The 16116-nt window shown below is 60.2% G+C and carries 15 protein-coding genes; 5 read left to right on the top strand and 10 right to left on the bottom strand.

Translation table 11 applies throughout. From position 1 onward, the window contains the following. Positions 1 to 174: 174 nt before the first annotated feature. The gene (locus tag RHIBUN_RS0116940) at positions 175 to 1095 is read right to left on the bottom strand and encodes a sugar kinase (protein ID WP_025660429.1); all 921 of its coding nucleotides are present in this window, start codon (positions 1093 to 1095) and stop codon (positions 175 to 177) included. Between the two features lie 151 nt (positions 1096 to 1246). Here RHIBUN_RS0116940 and RHIBUN_RS0116935 point away from each other — a divergent pair, with 151 nt between their 5' ends. After that, positions 1247 to 1480: a hypothetical protein gene (locus RHIBUN_RS0116935; RefSeq protein ID WP_025660428.1), complete on the top strand. Its 234-nt coding sequence runs from the start codon at positions 1247 to 1249 to the stop codon at positions 1478 to 1480. A gap of 66 nt (positions 1481 to 1546) precedes the next feature. Continuing rightward, positions 1547 to 3196 (top strand): alpha-glucosidase, encoded by a 1650-nt coding sequence (locus tag RHIBUN_RS0116930; RefSeq protein WP_025660427.1) that lies wholly within the window; start codon positions 1547 to 1549, stop codon positions 3194 to 3196. Positions 3197 to 3200: 4 nt separating this feature from the next. Here RHIBUN_RS0116930 and ade read toward each other — a convergent pair whose 3' ends face one another. The 8 genes from ade to RHIBUN_RS0116890 all read right to left on the bottom strand — a co-directional run bounded on the left by ade (position 3201) and on the right by RHIBUN_RS0116890 (position 12125). Further along, complete coding sequence (gene ade / locus RHIBUN_RS0116925; RefSeq protein ID WP_025660426.1) at positions 3201 to 4898, bottom strand: adenine deaminase; 1698 nt, start codon at positions 4896 to 4898, stop codon at positions 3201 to 3203. Positions 4899 to 5035: 137 nt separating this feature from the next. Beyond that, the gene (locus RHIBUN_RS0116920; RefSeq protein WP_018857563.1) at positions 5036 to 6139 is read right to left on the bottom strand and encodes a branched-chain amino acid ABC transporter substrate-binding protein; all 1104 of its coding nucleotides are present in this window, start codon (positions 6137 to 6139) and stop codon (positions 5036 to 5038) included. 257 nt (positions 6140 to 6396) lie between these two features. Next, the gene (locus RHIBUN_RS0116915) at positions 6397 to 7725 is read right to left on the bottom strand and encodes an aspartate aminotransferase family protein (protein WP_025660425.1); all 1329 of its coding nucleotides are present in this window, start codon (positions 7723 to 7725) and stop codon (positions 6397 to 6399) included. A gap of 265 nt (positions 7726 to 7990) precedes the next feature. Further along, the gene (locus RHIBUN_RS0116910) at positions 7991 to 8308 is read right to left on the bottom strand and encodes a metalloregulator ArsR/SmtB family transcription factor (RefSeq protein WP_025660424.1); all 318 of its coding nucleotides are present in this window, start codon (positions 8306 to 8308) and stop codon (positions 7991 to 7993) included. Positions 8309 to 8404: 96 nt separating this feature from the next. Then, entirely contained in the window at positions 8405 to 9160 is a 756-nt protein-coding gene (locus tag RHIBUN_RS0116905) for a pyridoxamine 5'-phosphate oxidase family protein (RefSeq protein ID WP_025660423.1), read from the bottom strand. A gap of 32 nt (positions 9161 to 9192) precedes the next feature. Then, the gene (gene choV / locus RHIBUN_RS0116900) at positions 9193 to 10245 is read right to left on the bottom strand and encodes a choline ABC transporter ATP-binding protein (protein ID WP_018857567.1); all 1053 of its coding nucleotides are present in this window, start codon (positions 10243 to 10245) and stop codon (positions 9193 to 9195) included. Beyond that, on the bottom strand, positions 10242 to 11087 hold the full coding sequence (gene choW / locus RHIBUN_RS0116895; protein ID WP_018857568.1) for a choline ABC transporter permease subunit: 846 nt from the start codon (positions 11085 to 11087) through the stop codon (positions 10242 to 10244). Before choW ends, choV begins: the two co-directional genes overlap by 4 nt. Positions 11088 to 11168: 81 nt before the next feature. After that, positions 11169 to 12125 (bottom strand): choline ABC transporter substrate-binding protein, encoded by a 957-nt coding sequence (locus RHIBUN_RS0116890; protein ID WP_025660422.1) that lies wholly within the window; start codon positions 12123 to 12125, stop codon positions 11169 to 11171. Between the two features lie 237 nt (positions 12126 to 12362). Between RHIBUN_RS0116890 and RHIBUN_RS0116885 the strand changes: the two genes are divergently transcribed. From RHIBUN_RS0116885 to RHIBUN_RS0116875, 3 genes are all read left to right on the top strand, one after another. Then, on the top strand, positions 12363 to 12965 hold the full coding sequence (locus tag RHIBUN_RS0116885; protein ID WP_025660421.1) for a thymidine kinase: 603 nt from the start codon (positions 12363 to 12365) through the stop codon (positions 12963 to 12965). Between the two features lie 73 nt (positions 12966 to 13038). Then, entirely contained in the window at positions 13039 to 14133 is a 1095-nt protein-coding gene (locus RHIBUN_RS0116880) for a hypothetical protein (RefSeq protein WP_025660420.1), read from the top strand. Positions 14134 to 14208: 75 nt separating this feature from the next. Next, positions 14209 to 15330 carry a DUF2333 family protein gene (locus RHIBUN_RS0116875; protein WP_025660419.1) on the top strand — a complete coding sequence of 374 codons (1122 nt, stop codon included), beginning with the start codon at positions 14209 to 14211 and terminating at the stop codon, positions 15328 to 15330. Between the two features lie 8 nt (positions 15331 to 15338). Here RHIBUN_RS0116875 and RHIBUN_RS0116870 read toward each other — a convergent pair whose 3' ends face one another. After that, entirely contained in the window at positions 15339 to 16064 is a 726-nt protein-coding gene (locus RHIBUN_RS0116870) for a LuxR family transcriptional regulator (protein WP_025660418.1), read from the bottom strand. Between the last annotated feature and the right edge of the window lie 52 nt (positions 16065 to 16116).

The following is a 16116-nucleotide window of genomic DNA, read 5'->3' as shown; positions in this document are numbered from 1 at the left end:
GCCTCCAACATCCGACATATGTTGCAGCACGCCCCAATCCCATCCATGCCGCGCCCGCGGGGGCGCCGGCCCAATTCCCGGCTGACCCGGAGACTCGATTCCCGCGCCTCACATTCTGGCGGTCGTCGATGATGGAAATATTACAGTCGCACTGCGCCGATCGTTCGATGTTGCTCAGGTCTTGTCGATGCCGAGCTTTTCCCATGCGATGAGGGCGCCGTGTTCGCTAACCACGCGTGCGGCGACCTTCGCGGCAAACGCCGCTGCAGCAGGGGCGTCCTTCGTTTCGAGATAGTGGGCGAGAAATGCGCCGTTGAAACTGTCGCCGGCGCTGGTCGTGTCGACGACCTGTTCGACCTTTTCGGCTGGGACGAAGCTCTCCACGCCGTCGAAGCTCAAGGTCGCTCCCTCTGCGCCGTTCTTAACGACCACATCGGTCGCGCCAAGCGTGCGATACCGCTGGATCGTCGCAGCGATCGAGACGTCGCCGAAGTGCGTTGCTTCGTCGTCAAAACTCGGCAGCACCAGGGACGAGGCGCGCGCACCTTCGCTGATCGTCGCATGCATCACGTCATAGCCGGACCAAAGCCGCGGGCGGATATTGGGGTCGAAGGCCACGATCTTGCCGGCGGCCTTGGCGCGACGGACTTCGGCGAGCAACGTATCGGCGTCATTGCGAGACAGGATCGCAAGTGTGATGCCGGAGAAATAGATGACGTCGCATGCCTCGATCGCCTCGCGCAGGAGCTCCGCATCGGCTGCCAGCTGGCGGGCGGCCGAGTTGTCGCGCCAGTAGCTGAAGGAGCGCTCGCCGTCCTTGAGGCTGATCATGTAGAGACCGGGCGCCTTACCCTTGATGCGCCTGATAAATTCCGTGCCGATGCCAGCCTGCTTGTAGAAGGCGATCATCTCATCGGACATGGCTTCGTCGCCGAGCGCGGTAAAATACTCCACCGACCAATCTGCCGGCAGGCAGGCGCGGGCATACCAGGCGGTGTTCAGCGTATCGCCGGCAAAGCCCTTGCGTAGCAATCCGGCGCCTGCCTGCGAAAGCTCCACCATGCATTCACCGATCGATAAAAAACGCCCGCTCACAGAAAGCCTCCCTGAATTTTCCCGTTTCGCTGATACGCGCAGAGCACCTTCCTGACAAGCCGCGAGCGGCATGTGTCTGCGGCATTAGGCCGGATTTGTTGACCGTGTGGACGGGGCGCATAATGACCCGCGTAGCTATGGGGATATGTTCATGCAGAAGATCCCAGTTTCTCTGATCGCCATTTCACTTGTCGCGGGACTATCCCTCTCAGCTATTCCCGCTTTCGCACGCGGCGGAGGCAAGGGCCGAAAGATGGATTGCCAGACACTCGCCATTCAGGAGCGCAACTCCGTGGGCGGCAAGCTACCGAGCAAGGACATCAAGCGCCGCGACAAGATAAAGCGCCGAATGCAGAAACTTGGATGTGCGACGGATCCCGGCTGAAGGTTGTTTTTTGGCGCGCCCGCTTTAGTCTTGGCATGATTGCGTGATGCGGGAGATGATTGGCTGATGTCGGTTGCAGGCAAGACGGCGGACTGGTGGCGGGGTGCTGTCATTTATCAGGTCTATCCGCGATCCTTTCAGGATACCAACGGAGATGGTCTCGGAGACCTGAAGGGCATTACCCGGAGATTGCCCTATATCGCCAACCTTGGCGTAGATGCGATCTGGCTGTCGCCGTTCTTCAAGTCACCCATGGCCGACATGGGTTACGATGTTTCGGATTATTGCGATGTCGACCCGATCTTTGGCACGCTTGATGATTTCGATGAAATGATGGCGGCCGCCCATGGGCTCGGCCTCAAGATCATCATCGATCAGGTCATTTCCCATACCTCCGATGTTCATCCCTGGTTTGTCGAAAGCCGCTCGAGCCGGACCAATCCCAAGGCGGACTGGTATGTGTGGGCGGACCCGAAACGGGATGGGACGGCCCCCAACAACTGGCTCTCGATCTTCGGTGGACCAGGATGGGAATGGGACGGCGTGCGCCGGCAGTATTACCAGCATAACTTCCTGACCTCGCAGCCGGATCTCAACTTCCACAGTCCGGAGGTTCAGGATGCCGTGCTTGCCACCGTGAAGTTCTGGCTCGACCGCGGCGTCGACGGCTTCCGCCTCGACACTGTCAATTATTACTTCTGCGACAGGCTGCTTCGCGACAACCCTCCGCATGCGCCCGATGAGAGCGATACCGGTCTCGATGCGCCGGATACCAACCCGTACGGCATGCAGAACCACCTCTACGACAAGACGCAGCCGGAGAATGTCGGCTTCCTCCGGCGGTTCCGGGCGCTGCTTGATCGCTACGAGGCGCGCGCGACGGTCGGCGAGGTCGGCGACGGTGCCCGCTCGCTGAAGACCGTCGCCGCCTATACGGGCGGCGGCGACAAGCTGAACATGTGCTACACCTTCGACCTGCTCGGACCGGACTTTACCGCGACGCATATTCGAAACTGCGTCGATGCCTTCCAGAAATCGGTTGCCGATGGGTGGGTATGCTGGGCGTTCTCGAACCACGACGTCAACCGTCATCTGAGCCGCTTTGCCAAGACGGCAGCAGAGCGGCCCGTGATCGCCAAGCTCGCCATGTCTGTGCTGGCGACGCTGCGCGGCTCGATCTGCCTCTACCAAGGAGAAGAACTTGGGCTTCCCGAGGCCGAGCTCGCCTTCGAGGATCTGCGTGATCCCTATGGCATCCGCTTCTGGCCGGCGTTCAAGGGACGTGACGGATGCCGCACTCCGATGCCCTGGGAGGCTGCCAAGGCGCATGCCGGCTTTACGAGCGCCGAGAAGTCATGGTTGCCGGTGCCTTATGAGCAGGCGGCGCTTTCCGTCGATACGCAGGAGAGCGATCCGAATTCCGTGTTGCACCACTACCGGCAGACGCTCAATTTCCGGAAAAGCCACCCGGCTTTGCTCAATGGCACTATGGAATTCATCGGTACCAATCAGGACCTTCTCGCCTTCACGCGCAGCAAGGGAAGCGAGAAGCTGCTCTTCGTCTTCAACCTGACGCGCAAGCCCGCGCAGTTCATCCCGCCGGCCGGAATGGTGATCGGAGAACGGCTGGCGATGCCGGGCTTCGCGGCGGCAGCCGGAACCGGTCCAATCAAGCTGGCCGCACTCGATGCATTCTGCGCACGGGTGGCTGGCTAGACGCTCACCCGATGAGGGCGAACTTGTCGACGTCCACCATTCCGCGATCCGAGATCTTCAGGTGCGGAATGACCGGGAGCGGCAGGAAGGCCACCTGCAGGAAGGGTTCCTCAAGCGTCGTGCCGAGCGCGTAGGCGGCCTTGCGTAGATGGTGGAGCGTGTCGCGCACCGTCTCGTAGGTCTCGAGGCTCATCAGGCCGGCAATGGGCAGGGCGATCTCGCCGGTGACCTTGCCATCCTCGACGACAACGAAGCCGCCGTTGATTTCGCCGAGGCGATTGGCGGCGAGGGCCATGTCATCCTCGCTGACGCCGACGACGCAGATGTTGTGACTGTCATGCCCGACGGTCGAGGCGATCGCACCTTTCTTCAGGCCGAAGCCCTGGACGAAACCATTGGCATGGTTGCCGTTCTTGCCGTGCCGCTCGATGACGGCGACCTTGATGATGTCATTGCCGAGATCGACGTCAGTCTGGTTGCCCTTCACCGGTAGCCGGTAGCGGCGATGTTCGGTGATGATCTTGCCGGGCGTGACGCCGATCACAGGGGTTTCGCCGTCGGCGACGGGAACGCCGAAGTGCGCGGCGTTGACGGGCCGGGCCTTGACGCTATCAAGGCCGACCGGTTCGACGGGCTTGCGCGTGGCGAAAAGCTCTGGGGTCACTTGGCGCCCACCGGCAAAGACGAGATCTGCGCGGCAGTTTTCAAGGCTGTCGATGACCACGAGGTCTGCACGCCAGCCGGGGGCTACGAGACCGCGGTCCCTCAGGCCGAAGGCACGGGCAGCCGAGATCGACGCGGCGCGATAAATGGCCAGCGGCTCAACGCCGTTCTTGATCGCGGTCCGGATCATGTAGTCGAGATGGCCTTGCTCGGCGATGTCGAGGGGATTGCGGTCATCAGTGCAAAGGGCGAGGTACGGCGACAGGCGCTCGGTGATGATGGGCATCAGGGCCGCCAGATCCTTCGACACGGAACCCTCGCGCACGAGGATATGCATGCCCTTGCGCATCTTTTCTAGCGCTTCGGCAGCACTGGTGCATTCATGCTCGGTGCGGATGCCGGCGGAGAGGTAGCCATTCAGGTCATTGCCCGAGAGCAGGGGGGCGTGGCCGTCGATATGCTGCCCCTGGAAGGCATCGAGCTTGGCCATGCAGATGGGATCCTTGTGGATCACACCGGGGAAGTTCATGAACTCGGCGAGGCCGATGACCTTCGGATGATGGCGAAATGGAAGGAGACGTTCGATCGGCAGATCTGCGCCCGATGTTTCCAGATGCGTGGCGGGCACGCAGGAGGAGAGTTGGACACGGATGTCCATGATCGTTTCGAGGGACGAATCGAGGAAATACTGAATGCCTTCGGTGCCGAGAACATTTGCAATCTCGTGCGGGTCGCAGATGACTGTCGTTACGCCATAGGGCAGGACGCAGCGGTCGAATTCGTGCGGCGTCACCAGCGAAGACTCGATGTGGAGATGCGTATCGATGAAGCCCGGCACCACGATCTTGCCCGAGATATCGATCTCGGTTTCGCCGTCGTAGCTGCCGCACGTGCCGACGATACGATCCTGTGCGATCGCGACATCGGATGCCACCAGTTCTCCGGTCACGAGGTCGAAGAAGCGTCCGCCTTTCAGAACGATGTCGGCGGGCAGGCGGCCCGTCCCTTGGTCGATAAGGCGTTCGAGCTTGGCGGTCATGGCATCCTCGTGCTGGCGTTTCACCAGTTATAGCCCATGTGTCTGACAAAGCGAGATCGGCTTTGTCGGCCGGTCCACAAACGAAAACCGGGCGCCCCAGAGGGACGCCCGGCGATCGAAATCGGGAGATCGAAGGCTTATTCGGCCGGAACGATCTTGCCAGCTTCCCACTTGTAGAGCGCGAAACTCTGCGAAGTCAGGTCGCCGGTTTCGCCGTAGGTCAGCTTGCCGATTGCCGTCGGGATCGCTTCGCCGCCCTTCAGCGCCTTGGCGACTGCTTCGGAATCCTCAGCGCTGCCAGCCTTCTCGATACCTGCCTTCAGGACTTCGACTGCGGCGTAGGCGTTGAGCGTGAAGGCTTCGGCCGGGATGCCCTTGGCCTTCAGCGCATCGGCAGCTGCCTGCGAATCCGGGCTCTTGGTCGCATCCATGGCATTGGTGAAGATCGTGCCGCCGGCTGCGTCGGTACCGATGTTCCAGAACTCGCTGTTCGAGAGGCCGTCGCCGCCGATGATGACGGCCTTGACGGACAGGTCATGCAGCTGGCGGGCCAGCAGGCCGCCTTCCGGGTGATAGCCGCCGAAATAGACGACATCGACGTTCTCGGCCTTCAGACGGGTGGTCAGCGCGCTGAAATCCTTGTCGCCAGGGGTCAGGGAGTCGTCGAGCACTTCCTTGATGCCGCCAGCATTCAGTGTGGCCTTGAATGAATCGGCCAGGCCCTTACCGTAGGCGCCCTTGTCGTTGATGATCGCAACGCGCTTGTCCTTGAAGTTCTTCAGGACGTAGTTGGCGGCGACTTCGGCCTGCTGGTCGTCGCGACCGCAGGTGCGCAGGACGTTGGCGAGGCCACGCTTGGTGAGGTCTGGTGCGGTTGCCGTCGGGGTGACCATCAGCACGCCGTTCTCAGCAAGAACGTCGGAAGCCGGGATCGCGACGCCCGAGGTGACCGGGCCGACGACGAAGCGGATACCGTCGCCGACGAGCTGGTTTGCAGCGGAAACGCCCTGCTTGGGTTCGCCGGCATCGTCGGCATATTTGAGGATGACTTTCTCGCCGAGGATGCCGCCCTTTTTGTTGATCTCGTCAACAGCAGCCTGCGCGCCATTCTTCACCTGATCGCCATAGGCGGCAACGGGGCCAGTCAGCGGCGCGATGAGGCCGATGGTGACGTCAGCATGGGCGAGCGGCGCAAAGGCAAGCGAGGCGACGAGGGCCGCCGACAAAGTCTTCAGACTCATTTTCTTTCTCCTTGGGTGGGTATCAAAACCCGCGATTTAAGTGCCGCGGCGGCGAGCCCAGATCGTCAACAGCCCTTGCAGGGGGATGCGCCAAGAGACGATGAGCAGCCGCGCGCCGAAACACCCGCCCTCCATATTTGGCTTCGACGGACGCTTTGCAAGTTTCTTAGGAATTTACCGTCGATTTCGCAAGAAGATAAAGAAATAGGGCCCGCTTTTGCCTGATTTGACAAAAGCAGGCCCCGAAAACGCGTCGTTTAGATGTTATTTTGCAAAATTTCGCGCAGTTTTCCGAAGAGCTCGTCGATGTGGTGCTTTTCGATGATGAGCGGCGGCGAGAGCGCGATGATGTCGCCGGTAGTGCGGATCAACAGGCCCTTCTCATAGGCCCTCAGGAAGGCGGTAAAGGCGCGCTTGGTCGGCTCGCCGGCGATCGGATCGAGCTCGATCGCGCCGATCAGACCGGTGTTTCTGATGTCGATGACATTCGGGCAGTCCTTCAGGGAGTGCAGCCCGTCGGCCCAGTAATCCGAGAGCTCGGCGGCGCGGGTCAGGAGGCCTTCTTCCTTGTATGTGTCGAGCGTGCCGAGTGCTGCGGCGCAGGCGATCGGGTTGCCGGAGTAGGTGTAACCGTGCATGAACTCGATCATGTGCTCGGGGCCGCTCATGAACGCGTCATGGATCTCTGCAGTCACGAAGACCGCGCCCATAGGAATCACACCGTTGGTCAGGCCCTTTGCGGTGGTGATCATGTCCGGCTTGACGTCGTAGTACTGGGCAGCGAACGGCGCGCCGAGGCGGCCAAAGCCGGTGATGACTTCGTCAAAGATCAACAGGATGCCGTGCTTGGTGCAGATTTCGCGGAGCTTCTGCAGGTAGCCCTTCGGCGGGATCAGCACGCCGGTCGAACCGGCAATCGGCTCGACGATGACGGCGGCAATCGTCGAAGCGTCGTGTAGCGTGACGATGCGCTCGAGCTCGGTCGCCAAGTCGCCGCCATGCTCGGGCTGGCCGCGGGTGAAGGCGTTCTTGCCCGGCTGATGTGTGTGGGGCATGTGGTCGACGCCCGTCAGCAGCGTGCCGAACATCTTGCGGTTGGAAACGATGCCGCCGACGGAGATGCCACCGAAGTTGACCCCATGATAGCCGCGTTCGCGGCCGATCAGACGGAAGCGCGAGCCGTTCCCCTTCACACGATGGTAGGCGAGGGCGACCTTCAGCGCCGTCTCGACCGATTCAGACCCCGAATTGGTGTAGAGAACGTGGTCCATGCCTTCGGGCGCGATGTCGACGAGGCGGTTCGCGAGTTCGAACGCCTTGGGGTGGCCGAGCTGGAAGGCCGGCGCGTAGTCGAGCTCACCAGCCTGTTCGCGGATCGCTTCGGTGATCTTCGGCCGGCAGTGGCCAGCATTCACGCACCAGAGGCCGGCGGTGCCGTCGAGCACCTGACGGCCGTCATGGGTCTGGTAGTACATGTCCTTGGCGCTGACGAAAAGACGCGGCTCCTTCTTGAACTGGCGGTTCGCAGTGAAGGGCATCCAAAAGGCCCGAAGGTCGTTTGGCGTGGTATTGAGGCGATTGGACATGCTGCTCTCCATGGCCGTTTCGGAGGCCGTTCCCGGTATTGGCTGATGCGGTTTTTTTACTGCCCGGTCAAATTATCAGCGGTTCTTCGGGCGTCAAGCCGCTGACATTGCCGTCAGGCCGCTGCATCGGAGATACGCGCAAAAAATAGACCGGCATCGCTGCCGGTCTAAAAGTATGTAAACGTGCTGAAATGAGGTTGCCACACTATTCCGGATGCATTTCACGGCAGTGGGGCTTATCGGCTGACATTATGTCAGCTTGTCCTTACGCCGCGGACTTTGCCTGGCTTTGAACAGAGTAGATGTCGGTGAGGGCTTCGAGGATCCTGAGGACCGGCTCGGAGTTGCTGGAGTAGTAGATCGTCTGGGCGTCGCGGCGCGTCTTCACCAGTTTTTGGGCGCGCAGCTTTGACAAGTGCTGCGACAGCGCGGACTGGCTCAAGCCAACCTCCTGCGCCAGCGCACCGACCGGGATTTCGCCCTTCACGAGGTTGCAGAGAATGAGAAGCCTTTTCGGGTTTGCCATCGCGGACAAGAGCGCAGCGGCAATATTCGCATTGGCGGTTAAATCGATTGTGTCCATATCTTCTTCCCGATGTGAAACTAATTTCAAAAACGCATGTTCCCGCTCAATGCCGGACGGCGAAAACTATCAATACGGCGTCAAGATTGTATATAGCTAAATTTCAGGTATTGCGGATTTTATGTTAGATATATGGAAATAAACGTCCTCGATGTCCTCTGCGACGGCAGCGAATTCGCAACGCAGAAGCAAATCACCCGAAATCAGATCGAAACCGGCGCAGTCCACTCCACAAATGCGCCAATCGCCGCCGTTGCCGGCCTTCAAACTCGCTGCGGTCATGGCGGCGAGATCGGGGCTTGTACCTAGTAATTCTTGCACTATCGCATCGGCCTGTGCCGCCACGTTCTCGTTGCCGGGGGATCGAATCGTCAGGTCGTCTCCATCAAGAAGATAGGCGCGACCAAACCCACCATTCAGGCTCGCGGATTGCGGCACCAGCCGGAGGAAGCGGAAATCCGGGAAATCGATATAGAGCTTTGCCTTGGCATGGCGGTTGAGGAAGCGGCTGCGAATCCGGGCATGGATGACGCTGTCGCGCTCGACCGGTTCGGCAAGGCATTGGGTCGTCAAGCGCGGATAGGCCAGCGGATCGCCCTTGCCGGGCTCGCCCGTCAGAAGCGACGCACGGCGATCGGCGTCGAGCGCGCGGGTATGCGTCGACAGGCCCGACACGAGAATGACGGGAACGCCATCGATGTCGGTGCCGAGAAGTACCCGGCTGGCAAATGGGAAGCCGGTCTCGGGATCGAGGACGGCGATTGCAGCATAACGGGCGGAGCGGAGAAGCGTGCGCGCGAGCTTGCGGGCTTCTCCGTCCGTTTCCCTGAGAACGGAAGCTTGATCTTTCATGTCCACTTTTCTGACCGAAGCGGACGGTCGGATCAAGCTTCTTCTTTGCGGCGATGCTGCGTCAGACCCTCAACGATATCCTGGGCCGAAATGGTACCGATGATCGCGCCGTTTTCCACCACCCCGATACTGCCGGGCTGGCGCGACAGTGCATCGAGAATGTCGATCAATGGCGTCTCGGCGCGCGCAGTGCCGCTGACGCTTGCGCCAGCGGCGGCGTGGCCGAGGCCTGGCTGCATTACGTCCTGGGCCGTCAGCATGCTGATCGGATTCATGTGCTGGACGAAATCGGCGACGTACTGGTCGGCGGGGTTTTTGACGATCTCCTGCGGCGTGCCGCATTGGATGATGCGCCCGCCCTCCATGATGGCGATGCGGTTGCCGATGCGGAAGGCCTCATCCAGGTCGTGGCTGACGAAGAGGATCGTCTTCTTCAGCCGCCGCTGGAACTCGAGAAGCTCGTCCTGCAGGCGCGTGCGGATAAGCGGATCGAGCGCCGAGAACGGCTCGTCCATCAGCAGGATCGGCGCACCGGTCGCGAAGGCACGAGCGAGGCCAACGCGTTGCTGCATGCCGCCGGACAATTCATTGACCTTGCGGTCCGCCCATTTGGTCAGGTTGACCAGTTCGAGCTGTTCGCCCACGCGCTTCTTGCGCTCGGCCTCGGGCATGCCCGCAAGCTCAAGGCCGAAGCCGACATTTTCCGCGACCGTTCGCCACGGCAGCAAGGCAAACTGCTGAAACACCATGGAAACGGTGTGCATGCGCAGGTCGCGCAGGCCCTTGGCGGTGGTCTTGTAGGGATTGCAGGGGCCGTTTGGCGTTGCGACCGAAACCTCGCCGCGCACGACGGGCGCCAGCCCGTTTACGGCCCGCAAAAGGGTGGACTTGCCGGACCCAGAAAGTCCCATGAGGACGAGGATCTCGCCTTCCTGCACGGAGAGCGAGGCATCCGCCACGCCGAGAACAAGACCAGTCGCAGCACCGATCTCGTCGCGGTTCTTGCCCTGATCGGCCAAAACCAAGGCGTTTTCCGGCTTGTCGCCGAAGACGATGCTGACGTTGTCGAAACGGACCGCAGTCATACGCCTTCTCCTTCACCCGCAGTGCGGAACATTCGGTCGAGAATGATGGCCAGGATGACGATGCAGAGACCCGCTTCGAAGCCCTTGGCGACGTTGACCGTATTGAGTGCACGAACCACCGGCACGCCGAGGCCGTCGGCGCCGACAAGCGCGGCGATGACCACCATCGACAACGATAGCATGATCGTCTGCGTCAGGCCTGCCATGATCTGTGGCATGGCAAAGGGCAGCTCGACCTTGCGCAGCACCTGCATCGGCGTAGCGCCGAAAGATTCTGCCGCTTCCACCAGGGAGGAAGGGGTCGAGATGATACCGAGGCGCGTGAGGCGGATGGGGGCGGGGATTGCGAAGATCACGGTTGCGATCAAGCCCGGCACCATGCCGAGTCCGAAAAGGATAAGTGCAGGAATGAGATAGACGAATGTCGGAATGGTCTGCATCAAGTCGAGGATCGGGCGCAGGGCGGAATAGACCCAGGCGCGGCGCGCGGCGGCGATGCCAAGAGGAATGCCGACGATCATGCTGACAAAGGTTGAGGCGAGTACCAGCGCCAGCGTCTCCGTCGTCTCCTTCCAGTACCCCTGGTTCACGATGAAGAGGAGGCCAAGACAGGTGAAGACCGCCACGACGATCGAGCGACGGAGCCAGTAGGCAATCGCCCCGATCCCGAGGATGACGATTAGTGGGTGAGGTTTCTGCAGAATGAAAAGCAGCCCGTCGATGACGTGGGACAGAATGAAGGCGAGCTGATTGAAAAACCAATCGGCGTTGGAGGTCAGCCAGTCCACGAAGGCTTTCGCCCAGGAGCCGATGGGAATTTTAGTGTCGGTGAGCCAGGTCAAGGGAGCGCCTATCCATTGGGAACAACAACATTTCGCGACGATAGCGAGATGGGGCGGCGCGAGCCGCCCCGCTCGTCGTTATCAGAGGCCGAGGCTCTTCTTGACGACCGCGAGGCCATCGCCGCTGTCATCGCGCGCCTTGACGCCGGCAAGCCAGGGGTCAAGCGCGGAAGGATTGGCCTTCAGCCACTCTGTCGCTGCCTTTTCCGGCTCATCGCCGTCGTTCAGGATCTTGCCCATGATCTGGTTTTCCATCTCGAGGGAGAAAACCATGTTCTTGAGCAATGCACCGACGTTCGGGCACTCATTGAGATAGCCCGCGCGCACGTTGGTGAAAACCTTCGCGCCGCCGAAGTCCGGCCCGAAGACATCGTCACCACCGGTCAGATAGGTCAGCTTGAAGTTGTCGTTCATCGGATGCGGCTCCCAGCCGAGGAAGACAACGGGCTTGCCTTCCTTCTCGGAGCGAGCCACCTGCGCCAGCATGCCCTGTTCGGAAGACTCGACCACTTCCATGCCCTTGAGGCCGAAGGTGTTCTTTTCGATCAGATCCATGACGAGGCGGTTACCGTCGTTTCCGGGCTCGATGCCGTAGATCTTGCCGTCAAGGTCATCCTTGTGAGCTGCAATATCCTTGAAATCCTTGATGCCGAGCTCAGCGCCCTTGGCGTTGGTCGCCAATGTGTATTTTGCGCCGACGAGATTCGGTCCGAAGGATTCGACCGATTTATCATCAAGGAAGGGGCGAACGTCTTTTTCCTGTGTCGGCATCCAGTTGCCGAGGAAGATGTCGATGTCCTTGTTCTTTAGCGATTGGTAGGTTACCGGCACGGAAAGAACTTTGACGTCAGGGGTATAGCCTAGTCCCTTCAGCACGACTGCTGCAGTCGCCGTTGTGGACGTGATGTCAGTCCAGCCGACGTCCGAAAAATGAACGGTGGAACAACTGTCCGGATCTGCGGCGAATGCAGCGGTTGCGACAGAGAGAGCGGCAACTGCGGTGGCGGTGATCAGTCTGAATGCGCTTGTCGTTTTCATTTATAGACTCCCAGTCTTACGTTCCCAAGCCAAGCACCAATAGCCGAGTTTTACAAGCGACCTCAGCGCGTTTGCGCCGCATTGCAGTACTCGATTGCGACGTGGGTCATTTTTCCGCCAGCGCTGAGATTTCAAAGGTTTTTGGCGATTTTTGGTCCTGAATTTCCTGTGACTATCAGAATGAGGGACTTTTCTTCGAGGTTTCGAGCTTCCAAGAAGCGAAAGACGGAGAAAACGATGGCAAAACTCTATTTCAACTACTCGACCATGAACGCCGGCAAGTCGACGATGCTGCTGCAAGCCGCCTACAACTACGAGGAGCGCGGCATGCGTGTCGTTCTGCTGATTGCGGCCTTCGACGAGCGCGCTGGAAAGGGGATTATCGGGTCTCGGATCGGCCTGCAGGCAAGCGCCGTCGCCTTCGAACCGGAAGCTGACCTCCAGGCCTTGATCGGCGAACTCGGCAAGGAGGGAGAGCCGATCGCCTGCGTCTTTGTCGATGAAGCTCACTTCATGACGCGCGAGCAGGTCTGGCAACTCGCCCGGGTCGTCGATCGCATGAACATACCCGTCATGGTTTATGGCCTGAGGACTGATTTCCAGGGCCAACTCTTCCCGGCATCCCAGGAGCTTCTGGCGATTGCCGACGAGATGCGTGAGGTGCGGACCATCTGCCATTGCGGACGCAAGGCGACGATGGTGGTGCGTCTCGACGCAAATGGAAAGGTGCTGCGCGAAGGCGCACAGATCGATGTCGGCGGCAACGAAAAATACGTCTCGCTCTGCCGGCGTCACTGGGATGATGCAGTGAACGGGGAATGGCTCGCCACGGCGGTGTGACCGGTCCTCAAAGTGATTCCGGTTTGGCAGCTTATGCGCTAGGTTCGCGATAACCGATTCATGGAGCCGCCCGGTGCGCAAGCCCTTCTCCTTCGATACCCAGCTCGAAGCCGCGCGAGCACTCGTGGAGCAATTGCGTCTTGAAGCCAAGGTCTGCGTCGAATTCATCAACGAGTTCGCACGACAGGCGGCTGCCGTCGATGACGAACGCTTTCTGGTCGAGAATGGCCGCTTCCAGGCGTTTGTCGCAAACGGCGCGAGCTTGACCAATCTCCTTGCGGAGCTCGTCTTCGTCCTCGACACGCTGACGGTCAAGATTTCGGCGGATCTCGATGGTTTCCGTGGCCTGACCGCCGGCGAAAGATTGATCGGTCGTTTTTCGCGCCAGCGGATGTGGCGTCGCCACAGCGCGCGCGTGCGCGCAGCCCCTGTCGTGGAGCGGCTGCGCGACCTGCTGGTGAAGTCCGAAGCCACGGCAGGTGTCATCGCGATCTACCGCACGATTGCGATCGACTTTCACAAGCTGGGTGAGCATGGGCTGATCGGCATCGTCGAGCAGCGCCGTCGGCTTGTCGAAAAGATCGACATCGCCCGCCTTCGCATCCGGGAATTGAACGCTAAGGCACTGACGACGCAGGGCAGGATCGGCCTATACGGAAGCAGAGCCGAATGGGAGCTTATGGAACAAGAGCGGCGCTCGCTGAAAGCGGAGGCCGACCGCGTTGCCGATGAGGAACACGGAATGCGCGAGGAGAGCCAGCGCCGCGAACGCTTCATCAATCTCTTCCAGGTCTTCGTCGATGCGCTGAATAGCCAGGTGGGCCAGTGCAACGCCCTCAGGCGCAAGATGTTGATAGACACCGAAGAGCGGCTGCTGATCTATCAGGCGCAAGTCGACACCGACATCCCGGGATCGAAGGTTCAGATTTCAGCGGAGCTCTTTCCCGCCATCGCCGGTCCGATTGAATTGTTTGAGCGCAACATGCTGGCGCCACAGGAATTGGAGCAGCGCAAGCGGGCCGCCGACGCCGTCTTCGCGAGCAAGTTCGAAGCCTTCCGGCAGGAGCCGGAGGAGGGCTTCGCAGTGCCGATCATCGATACGACGGAAATCTCCAGGCGACTGCGCTTCCGTTTTCTGCGTCCTGGCTTCTGGCCGAAGAAACAATAATATCAGCACGATATTGTTCTTCCTGGAGCGAGCGCATATGTCAGTGCGTAGACCAAGCTTATCAAGGAGAAGACGATGCTCGACCGGATCGCCGGTTTTTTCAGGCTGATCGGCCGAACAATCGGACGCTGGGCGCGGGTTTTCTTTGCCTGGGCTTTCTGGCCATTCATCGCTGCCCGCGGCTGGTACGTTCAGCGGACTTGGATGATCCGCTTGCCGATCCTTGGTCTGATCGCGCTTCTTGCTGTCCTCTATTGCTATTTCATTTGGCAGACGCAGGTCTGGTCTAACTTCAATCCCTCCTTCGTAAATGAGTACAGACTTTCCGAGCGCAAGGTTCCTGCCGGCCAGGAGCTGCCGTCAACAGACGGAGCGGCAGCCAAGACTTGCCAGCGGTCGGCGATCGTCGATGTCGCAGCCGACCTGACCGATTTCAACGTCAACCAGAATGCGTGGATCTCCTCCATGCTTCTCTACCGTCTCGGCTTCTTCGGCATCGACTGGGATCACACGCCGTTTCTCGACAACAAGGCGTCGTTCCAGCGGGGCGTAAACCAGGCGGTTCGCCGCACCTCGGTCGAACTCGTCGATACGCTCGGGCGCGTCCGCGGGACGTCAGGGATCAATAACGATCTGCAGAAGGCGCGCGGCAACCTGCAATTCGACGAGTACAGCTGGTACTTCGGCCTTGATCCGTTCGGACCGAAGACACCGACGCCGAGCTATTATCGCTCGGCGCTCGACAGCCTGCGCAAGTTCAATACCGACCTCGCCGCCTGCAACGCCGTCTTCGATGGGCGGGCGGATAACCTGATCCAGTTCATCGACCGCATCGCCAACGATCTCGGCAGTACCTCCGACGTGCTCGCGGACCGCTCGCAGAACCATCATCGGGGCTGGTTCGATACACGTGCAGACGATCGCTTCTGGTTCGCCTATGGTCAGCTTTACGCTTATTACGCCATCCTGGCGGCTGCACAGTCAGACTTTTCTCAAGTTATCGCGGAGCGCAATCTGGGCGCCATCTTTGGCGCAACAATGAGACAGTTCCAGGCGGCACTGAAGATCCAGCCGGCAATCATTTCTAACGGCCGGGAAGACGGCTGGCTTATGCCGAGCCATCTGGCAACGATGGGCTTCTATATTCTCCGCGTCCGGTCGAACCTCGTCGAGGTCCGCTCCGTGCTCGATCGCTGAGCGCTTGCTTAGTTGATCAGCTTCATACGGATCGCCTTGGCGACAAGCTGCGTCCGGTTCACACAGTCGAGCTTCTTGATGGCGCTCGTCATGTAGGCATTCACTGTGTGGTCGGATAGCGAGAGGATCTGGCCGATCTCGATCGACGTTTTTCCCTGCGCCGTCCACCGGACGACCTCGCGTTCGCGAGCGGAAAGGGGCGTGTGTTCCGGAAGCTTCGAATGCTGCGTGCGATGATACGCGTCGAGCAGATGGAGGATCGCAATGGTGAGTTCGTTGAGCTCGGTCTGCGCGAGCAGTGGGCGGTCGCCGGCCAGCCAAAACAGGATGCGCTCGCCGTCGCGAGTGTAGGCGGGCACCGCAACGCCTGTCGGTATGCCGAAGTGATGCAGAAGTTTGCTCAACTCATTGGGGAAAATTTCGGCGGAGGAACTGTCCAGAAGGCTCCATGAGCGCGGCAGGGCCGACTCGCTCATGCCCATTGCCAGCATTGGAAAACGCATGATGCGGGCGCGGTCGAACTGATTGAAGTATGCGGACGGAAGCGTCGTTTCGATGACCAGGGCCTTGAGGAGGACGCTTTCAGGAGCGGGCGCGAGCAACAGCGTGATATGCCGGAAGCCGTAGGCGCGGGCTACCTTTACAAGAACTTGCGCGAATTCGGCCCTGGTATTGACAGCTGAAATCTCTGTGGCCAGGGACAACTGTCTTTCCAAGGTAGTCATGTAAGACATCGATGCGTCCCTGCTTACCTTCATATCAGCGCCATAGAATATGCAAACTGAT

It is taken from the genome of Rhizobium sp. IBUN, from assembly GCF_000510625.1.
GTDB classification, from domain to species: domain Bacteria; phylum Pseudomonadota; class Alphaproteobacteria; order Rhizobiales; family Rhizobiaceae; genus Rhizobium; species Rhizobium altiplani.
This window is presented reverse-complemented; position numbering and strand designations above follow the sequence as displayed.